Origin of the sequence: Capsulimonas sp., assembly GCF_039929585.1 — a bacterium.
In the GTDB taxonomy this organism is placed as follows: Bacteria; Armatimonadota; Armatimonadia; order Armatimonadales; family Capsulimonadaceae; genus Capsulimonas.
This window is the reverse complement of sequence record NZ_JBDSQY010000150.1, coordinates 1-8,761: the sequence shown is the minus strand read 5'-3', so window position 1 is coordinate 8,761 and position 8,761 is coordinate 1. Positions and strand designations below refer to the sequence as shown.

General features: G+C 59.6%; 6 protein-coding genes. 1 reads left to right on the top strand and 5 read right to left on the bottom strand.

Features of this window, described 5'->3' with window-relative positions; translation table 11 throughout:
* The 3 genes from ABIZ35_RS10475 to ABIZ35_RS10465 form a co-directional block, all read right to left on the bottom strand.
* The coding region (locus ABIZ35_RS10475; RefSeq protein ID WP_348219843.1) for a hypothetical protein at window positions 1-2,008 on the bottom strand (2,008 nt) is incomplete at its 3' end.
* An 80-nt stretch (window positions 2,009-2,088) separates the two neighbouring features.
* Window positions 2,089-3,945 (bottom strand): M3 family metallopeptidase, encoded by a 1,857-nt coding sequence (locus ABIZ35_RS10470; protein WP_348219842.1) that lies wholly within the window; start codon window positions 3,943-3,945, stop codon window positions 2,089-2,091.
* A 69-nt stretch (window positions 3,946-4,014) separates the two neighbouring features.
* Complete coding sequence (locus ABIZ35_RS10465) at window positions 4,015-4,941, bottom strand: NAD(P)/FAD-dependent oxidoreductase (RefSeq protein WP_348219841.1); 927 nt, start codon at window positions 4,939-4,941, stop codon at window positions 4,015-4,017.
* A 106-nt stretch (window positions 4,942-5,047) separates the two neighbouring features.
* Between ABIZ35_RS10465 and ABIZ35_RS10460 the strand changes: the two genes are divergently transcribed.
* Window positions 5,048-5,968, top strand: coding sequence for a LysR substrate-binding domain-containing protein (locus ABIZ35_RS10460; protein ID WP_348219840.1), 921 nt, complete (start codon window positions 5,048-5,050; stop codon window positions 5,966-5,968).
* Window positions 5,969-5,991: 23 nt separating this feature from the next.
* Here the strand turns inward: ABIZ35_RS10460 and ABIZ35_RS10455 are convergent, their stop codons facing one another.
* Entirely contained in the window at window positions 5,992-7,011 is a 1,020-nt protein-coding gene (locus ABIZ35_RS10455) for a LacI family DNA-binding transcriptional regulator (protein ID WP_348219839.1), read from the bottom strand.
* 20 nt (window positions 7,012-7,031) lie between these two features.
* A complete protein-coding gene (locus tag ABIZ35_RS10450; protein WP_348219838.1) occupies window positions 7,032-8,636 on the bottom strand; it encodes a hypothetical protein in 1,605 nt (534 codons plus the stop codon).
* Between the last annotated feature and the right edge of the window lie 125 nt (window positions 8,637-8,761).

Below are 8,761 nucleotides of genomic sequence, written 5' to 3'. Positions count from 1 at the left end.
CAATGCCATAGAGCTTGTCTCCACGCGCGTCGAACGCCACCCATCGTAGCGGACGCGGCGACCGCCCGAGAAGGCGTGAGCTCACTGTCTCGGTATGGCCGATCTGCGCCACTGGCAGGAACGTTTTCAGTGAGTAAAGATAGATTGCGCCGTCGTCACGCGCGGCGGCCAGCGATTGGTTATCGGGAGCGAAGGCTAAGGCTGCCGCGCCGAACATATCACCGACGAACCCTCCCATCCAGCTCGTACTTAGGACACGTGTCTCCGACAATTGCCCCATCTTCCGTCCGGAGACAGTATCAAATACGAGAACGCCGCCGCTATCTCCAGCGACAGCCAGAAATTTGCCGTCGCGGGAAAAGACAGGTTTAGACAAGGCGCCGATACTTGTCCTGGTAACGCCGTTAGGATCCGGCTCTATGAGGGTTCGGATCAGACGCCCCGTATGCGTGTCGCGCAGGTCCATAAAGCCATCATCTTGAATTATGCTGACGGATTTGCCTTCGGATTTTTCACGCTTGACGCCGTTCCAGAGTACAGCCATCATTCCGCCGTCCTGGGAAACCTGGAACCTCGCGACTTGGTATTGACGTCCTCCCAGGATTTGCTCCTTGCCTGAACGCCACAATTTGATTTGCTGCGGGTCATCATGCCTGCCGCTGGCCGCCACTCCCCCGCCCGGCAGCGCGACCGCCTCGAATAAATCTGGCTTAAATAAATCTGGGCCGTCGCTGCCGTCTGACAGTGACAGCACGGAGCGCCCATTATCCGTGGAGATCGGCGGGTGAGAAGACGGCGGCGTTTGAACGCTCAAATCATAAAAATGCAGCAGACCGTTGCGACCGGCGGAAGCGAACCGATGTCCATCCGGGGAGATGGCGAAGCGTTCTTCACCGTAATCATGTTTAGAGACCGTCTGGCCCAGCGCATCCATTGCCATGTTCAAACGGACAATTCGCCGGCCACTCTGGAGATCGAACACATTGAAGGCGTCACTGCCGTGGCCGTTCCACTCATTGACGCCGGCAAATTGGGCATTCCATGAGGAAGCCAGGGGATCCATCGGCAGGGAACGCAGCAGACGCTCACCATCCGCCGAGCGAACCTGCAGCACCGCGTGAGAATGAAACCGCGTCCCTTCGTCGCCTTGCACGACTACGGAGCCGTCATCCAGCGAATAAACGTGGCGCAACTGATTGAGACCAGTATCCACAGTTGTGTGCAGGCCGGTCGACAGAAGCCAGAGATGCAGCACGCCGGTATTGCCGTCGACTCCCAAGGCGCGGTCGCCGTCGCGCGCCACCCGCAGAAAGGACAAAGACGGCATGGAAAATATGGGCGTCATCTCCGGCACTCGCAGCAGAAGCGCCGGCTTATCGCCGTTCACCACACAGAGGTAGCGGCCGTCGCGAGACAGTATTGCATCCCGAAACCCGGCCTCTGGCAACACCCCGAGAACTCTCCCCGTTAACACATCCACCACTCGCCCCCCGCGAGGAGCAGGCGTCGGCTTGGTGGTCTGCTGGGCCGGCTGACTGCCGGACACTTTGGCGACGCTTCGAGTAGCACCATCCTCCCCGATGACCATTAATGAGAAGTCTGGAAGCACATCCACCACCTGCCCGTTCCAGCGCCGAAGCGCCCGACCGGTGACGGCGTTGTAGAGGGTGGACTGCGTCGGTCTATCGGGCGAATACTTTGTCGCCAGAACCCGTGCGCCGTCATTCGAAAGCCAGGTCTCTCCGCCGCTGTACGCCCATTCCCGGACAATCCGCCCATTGGCTGGGTCGCGAAAGGTGACTTGGCAATCCAGCGCGTCAGTAGTCATAACCAAACTGCCGTCATGCGAAAACTGGATGCTGTCAATCTCCCCCTGCGACTGGACAAACTGCCGGGGCGCCAGGGAAGCATTGAATATGTATCGGCGAACCAGGACGATCGCAAGGATGACTATTGCGCCCCCCAGGGCCAAACTGAGGCGCCGATGCTTTCGAACGAATGTGAACATATGTGTCTCTAACTTAAAGGGCAGGCTCACTGTTAAAGCACGCCTGCCGGATACCAATTTACGTCTATCTCAGGGCAATCTTAGCTGCCTGCCAGCTCATCCACCCACTCTTCGAACCTTGCGCACATGTCGGCGTCCGAGACGGTGTTGTCGGCGATCACCTTGGCGCCGTCAACGATGCGAATCGTGGCGTCCAGCGTGGCTGGGTAGTCCGTGGGATAATCGCGACGTGCGGCGGCGTCCATGGATTCGGAAGCCTCTCGCCACGCTTCTTCCGTCGTCTGATTGCAGTGCTCGGCCAGATATTTGGCCGAGAAGCCTTCGCCGGTCAGACCGATCAGCGTCGCATTATGATCGACGCTGTTGCCCGGCTTCCAGTAGTGCTCGGCAAGCAGCTGTCCGATTTGGGGGTTGTCGGTCAGGTATCCGAACTTCTGAAGAAGATACCCACGCGTCTGCTGAACCGCCATCTCCGCCAGCAAGTATCCATGATACGACGCCGCCGATTCTCGGTTGAGCAAATGCGGGACGGACAGTATGGGGCGGCTGCCCCGCGTTCCCGATATCCGTTCTTCGGTTTGCCGCGCAAGCGCCAGCACGGCTTCGGGCGTACGCTCCTCATCGCTCATTCGGTAAAGGGCGAGCTCGAAATATGGGATGGTCATCATGCCCCGCATGGATCGACTAAGCCACGGCTGCGTCTTCTCGATCTGAGTTCGGATCAGCTCGTCCGGGATCGGGGCGCCCGACGCATCCCGGGCATAGCGCTTCATCCAATCGGCGTCGCCGAGAAGACTGTCGCAGAACATGGACTGGGTTTCTGCGTACGCCATGGAGGTCGGCGCAAACTCCTGGGAAAAGCACGGCGCGTTCTGTGTGACGTTGGCGAAGTGGGCCGCGTGGCCGCCCTCATGGAACAGTGTCCGAATGGCGTTATCGCCGCTGCCTACCTGTCCCGGCTTGGCGAGCGCGGTGAAGTTGACCTGAGACGCCACCCACTGACCGTCGGCGTCGAAAAACGCCGGCACGGGCGCATGGCAGAAACCGTTCTGGTACTTGCCCTCACGCTCCAGCAAGTCCAGCTGCATGACCGCGCCACGAAAGCCAATTCCGAGGCGGCGGAAGCTCAGGATCCAGCGCTCCAGCGCTTTGCCGAACGGCAAATAGGGGTCCATCTGCCGTCGAATATCGCCGCTGATATGAAACGGCAGATTGTGCGGAAGAATGGCCTCGGCGCCTTTTTCGGCGATCATTGCGTCCAGCGATTGCCGGGAGGCTTCATGTGTCCGTCCGTCGAAGTCATCCAGGATCGCAAACAGATCCTCGGGGCTCATCTGTTCGCTGGTGCGCACCTTGTAATCGAAATAGTCCCGATATCCGAGCGCTCGGGCGAGTTCGTTGCGCTTGCCGACGATCTCCAGGAATCCGTTGTCCAGCACCCACTGCTCCAGCCGCAGCAGTTCGTCGTGCGACGCTTTGCGCGTCGCCTCACTTGGGTTCGTTCCGATGTTGGTCGAAAGCATCCCCAGCGATGCTTCTTCCCGCTCGCCGCGCTCGTTGGCATAGTACATCTTGAAGTCACGACGCTTCGCGAACAGATCGGACTCCATCGCGATCATCTCATTCTGAAAACGCTCGGCGTCGGCGTTGTCCACAATGTTCGCTTCAAAGAACGCCAGCCATCCGCGCAGCCCAAATTCGACATCATGCAGGCTCTCCCGATCCGGCGACGCATCCAATATCCCAAGCTGCGACCGCACCGCAGCGAGCCGTCCGGGATCGGAGACAAACGCCTTGTAGGCCTGCTCGGCCCGTGAGAACCCGTCAGGGTCGTCGCTGATCGCCATGTACGTGTCCCAGAAGAGATCTTCCTTGGTCTTATGCACGTGGAGATATTGCGAATTCAGTTCGTCGAAATAGCTGCGCGGAGATGTCATGTCGTTCTTACCTCATCCCAATTGTACCTGGATGAGGCCCAGTCTCTCTTCCAGACGACTTAAGCGCGGTTACTTCGGAAGCATGGACTGGTGAGAAATTACGCCCGCCAAAACACCGTCGGCGGAGGCCAGAGTTGCGTTGTGCATCATTCGGGCGGCGTCCCCTGCGGCGTACACGCCCGCGACAGTGGTCTCCTTGAAATCGTTCGTCTTGATCATCGGCCCCTGCATCCCCTCCTCGATCTCGCACCCCAATTGTTCCGCCAGAGGGCTGGCCAAAGAAACGCGCGTTCCCACGAACATCGCTCCGTAGGGGACACGGCGTCCATCCTGAAACTCCACGGCGTCCAGCTCTCGGCCACGCGGAACAAGGCGCGCCACCGGCGTTTCCTCGACCCGAATGTTACGCAGGGCCAATCGATCGCGATGCTCCTGGGTCAGCCAATTCCCGCCATTGGTCAGCAGGGTCACATCAGCGCTCCAATCGGACACGAGAATCGACTTATGGACCGACACCTCGTCCTCGCCGAAGACGGCGATTTTACGCTCCGCGACCTCATAGCCATGGCAATAAGGACAGTGAATGACGCCCCCGCCCCAAAGTCCCTGCATTCCCGGGACATCCGGCAGATGGTCCACCACCCCCGTCGCCAGCACCAGACGCTTCGCGCGCGCTATGTCGCCATCTCCAAAGGTCACGGCAAGCACTCCCGCCTCCTGCGCGGCTGTAACAGCCTCCCCACTGTAAAAATCGACCGTTGGGTAGGCCATGACCTGCGCTCGGGCAGTCTCCATGATCTCACGGGGCGATCTTCCGTCCTGTCCGAAGAATCCATGAGACGCGGCGGAGAAACGGTTTCGTGGCTTGCCGGCGTCCACCACAAGAATTCTCCGGCGGGCGCGCGCCAGCTGCATCGCGGCGGAAAGGCCGGCGAAGCTGCCTCCGACGACGATCGCTTCATAGTCCGTATCGGATGCGATTACATTCTGCTGCATAATATATTCTCCTCGCAAATGAAACCTAAGATTGGCTCATTCTCTGATATAATACGATCAGTGTCAGGCCAATATTTCTGCTAATTTTCTTTTTATTGATACTCGAATGGAATTAATCGTGGGAACCAACGACATCGACCTTCATGATCTTCGCTGCTTGATCGTTCTGGCGGACGAACTGAACTTTGGCAGGGCGGCGGAGCGGCTGCACATGTCGCAGCCGCCGCTGACGCGCCTGCTGGCGGAGATGGAGAAGATTCTGGGGGCAAAGCTGTTCGCGCGAACCACGCGGCGCGTGTCGCTGACGCCGGTGGGCGATGTCTTCATCACAGAGGCGCGGAGCGTACTGTCTCGGTTTGAGGAAGCGATGCAGAATGTGGCGGCGGCGGCCCAGCGGCAATCGGGGCAGATCCGGCTGGCGTACACCCCCCTTGCGCTTCAAACAGTACTGCCACGGCTGATGACGGCGTTCCGCGAGCAGGATCACGATGCGCGTATCGATCTTGTGGAGATGCCGGGAGCAGCGCAGCCGGGAGCGCTCGCGTCAGGCCGCGCGGACCTGGCGTTCTCCGATGAGCCGGCCAAAGAAGCGCAGTTTGAGAGCCTGCTGCTGCGCCGGGAGCCGCTTTCCCTGCTGATCCCCGAAGGTCACCCTCTGGCCGCCAGCGGCAAAGTTACGCTGAAACAACTGAATGGACAAACACTGATCCTGCATCCCCGTCATGAGAACCCGGACTATTACGACAGAACGATCGCCGCCTTCGAATCATCGGGCGTCTCGCCCAGCATCCGTGAGCGTGAACCTGGACAAAATTGCATGGCGCTGGTCGTCAGCGGCGCGGGCCTGCTCCTGACGCCGGCGAGCCATCATCAATCACACTCTCCCGGGATTCGATGTGCTGAAGTGGAGACTTCCTTCCCGCTTCACGCCGAAGTTTGGGCGATTTGGAGCACGGCCCCCGCCTCCGATCGCATGGCGGCGTTCATCAGGATCATCAAAGAGCTAAAAAACACTGACGCCAGATAAGTCGGGTCTCGCCGCTCAGGAAGTTATTCGTTTGGCGGCGCGGTGGAGCCGCGCACGATAAGCTCCGGCTGGAAAAGATGGGTCACAGCGGGAATATGCGCGCCTTCAACCCTCTGGATCAACAGGCGAAGCGCTTCTTCCCCAATGCGGACAAACGGCTGCCGAAGCGTGGTGAGCGGCGGATTCACATAGGCTGCCAACGGACGATCGTCCACGCCGGCGATCGAAAGCTGTCCTGGGATGGAGATTCCCATGTCACGCGCCGCTTCCATGGCGCCGAACGCAATCTCGTCGTTGCCCGCAAAAATCGCGGTCGGAGGTTCTGGCAATGAGAGCAGTCGGCGCGCGTTTTCGTAGCCGGACTCTGTAGAGTAGGTTCCAGTCAGCACGTACTCAGGCCGCATGGCGATTCCCGCCTCACCCAGACACTGCTCGTAGACCGCGCGGCGCACGCCGGCGCTGATCAAATTTCCATGTCCCATCAGATGCCCGATCCGGCGATGCCCTAAATCCAGCAAATGCCCCATGATCAGACGTGCGCCGTGAACGTCATCCACATCCACCGAAGGCACGCTTTCGCGCTCCGGTGGCCAGGACACGGCGACCAGTGGCAGCTTGAGCGAAGCCAATGCGGGGATCAGATCGGAATCGGTGGGAGGAGCGACGACAAGGACGCCATCGGTGCTGCGATCGCGAAACTGCGCCAGAGAATACTCCTTGCCGCGCCACGGAGCTGTGAGATGCGTGATGTTGTAGCCGCTCTCTGACGCGACCGTGAGAACACCCTGGAGGATGGCGGCGGAATAGGAATTGATTACAATCGACGCGGATTCGACAACGCCGAAGAGAATGCCCAGATTGTTCGTGCGCTGCCGGGCAAGCCCACGCGCCATGGCGCTGGGATGGTAGTCCAGGAGGCGCATCGCTTCCAGAATTCTCTGACGCGTCTCCGGACGCACCGGGCGCGGTCCGTCGTTCAGCACATTGGAGATCGTGGAAAGCGAAAATCCTGATTCTCTTGCGACATCATAAATCGTTGCCATAACTTTGGTATCGTCCTCATTCATCGAGACAGCGTATCGACCAGAATAATGACTGGCCGCTCGCTCACATCCACGGTCACAGCGCCATTGGTTACGGCGAGCGCGGACACTTGGCCACTGGTCTGACCGTTCACCAGCTCCACCAAAGTCGCACTCTTGGACGCCGTCAATTTCGGCAGCCGAAACGCTGAAATTTTGGCGTTTTCCGCCTTGGGACACCACACTGCATACGCTCCCTTGCCATTGTCGGCGCGGAACCGATAGATCCAGACTTTAGGATTGCCGCTGCGGACTTCACCGTCAAAACGCATACCCGCCAGTCGGTTCTTAAGCGTGGCGGTGTAATACCAGGAAGGCTTCGGCTTCCATTCGCCCTTTTGTGTCACTAACCCGCTGGTGCTGAACTGTGTGGGATCCTTAGGATTTGTGTCGCGCAGCATAAACTGCGCGGCTCGGTCCACGCCGGCCGCGGCAAGCACTAAGTACGACCGGACGATCCAGCGCGCCTGCACTTCCTCGGCGCTCGTCTCGCCGATCGCCGGAGCGCGCTGAACGGAGGCGGAATGCGTATCGTAGCCAAACTCGGTCAGCCAGACTTCTCGGCCGGGCAGCTCACGCTCGCAGTAGTCCACGATGTTCTTCATCATGTCCTTCAAGCCGTCGGATTCGGGGCAGACGCCGATCTGTCCGGAGGTCTGGTCGGCGGCGTTGTTGGAATAATGGTGCACGTTAATCACATCCGCCGGAAAATCGCCATGACGGTTCCAGTCCGCCCAGACTTTCATCGCCTTGATGTAATCCAGGTTCACGCCCGCCAGACCGCTCAGCACGAGTTTTGCGCTGGGGTCGGCGTTTTTGACGCCGAATGTGGCGCCCATCGCCTTTTGATGACCGTCGTAGTCCGCGCTGCACTGGGCGGCGAGTTCGTACGGGTTCGCGTAGCCCGCGCGGCCATGCCACCAGGCGTCCGGCTCGTTCTGGTTCTCATAATAACGCAGCAGGCCAAGCCCGCTCTTGCGCGGCTGGTTCGCGGCGAGCTTGAGCAGATTGTCTGGGACCTTCGCGGCGCCGTAGCGGGCTGCGAACTGGAACATGTGGTCGGCGTGCGCGGCGTACGACGCCGGATCGGCGGGATCTTTTCCCGGCGCGGCGACTTTATCGCTCATGTGCGCGTCATCGCCGGCCAGCCACTTCACATTGCCCTGGATCGCCGGACACACCGTAATTCCCGCATTCTTCAGCTTCGCGTAGTAATCGTCGAAGAACCAGTAATTTCCGCCTGCCGCAGAAGATGGATTGAATGCAACGACGTTATTGGGATACGCCGGCGCATCGGCCTTGTCATCCCCCGCATCCCAGCTCCAGTTGTGATATTCGCGGACAAAGCCAACGGCCTGCATTTTGTCCAGCGGATCGTCGATAAAGGCGTTGGTTCCGATGAACTGATCCATTGTCGGCCGCTTGTGCGGCTTCGGCGCTGGCGCCTTGGCGGACTGGATCGGCCCCAGAGACTTTCCATAGAGCACGATCTCAGGAACATTCATACCGGGATCGACAATCGTAAAACGCAGGTAGCGCGTGCGGACATCGACGGCGTGGGAGTTCCAGGTCAGGTAGTTATTCACTGATGTTACGCAGTCTGTGGCGCAGCGAGTCGCTCCACTGGCATATTGCGCAACTGCTCGTGCGCACTTTTGACGGCCTGAGCATAGAGCCGCGTCTTGAGCGCAAAATGGCTCAGATGTGTCTT

Excerpts from the sequence above, each read along its gene's own strand:
- ABIZ35_RS10470 (WP_348219842.1), bottom strand. The coding sequence starts at position 3,945 with ATGACATCTCCGCGCAGCTATTTCGACGAACTGAATTCGCAATATCTC.
- ABIZ35_RS10465 (WP_348219841.1), bottom strand. The coding sequence starts at position 4,941 with ATGCAGCAGAATGTAATCGCATCCGATACGGACTATGAAGCGATCGTC.
- ABIZ35_RS10460 (WP_348219840.1), top strand. The coding sequence starts at position 5,048 with ATGGAATTAATCGTGGGAACCAACGACATCGACCTTCATGATCTTCGC.
- ABIZ35_RS10455 (WP_348219839.1), bottom strand. The coding sequence starts at position 7,011 with ATGGCAACGATTTATGATGTCGCAAGAGAATCAGGATTTTCGCTTTCC.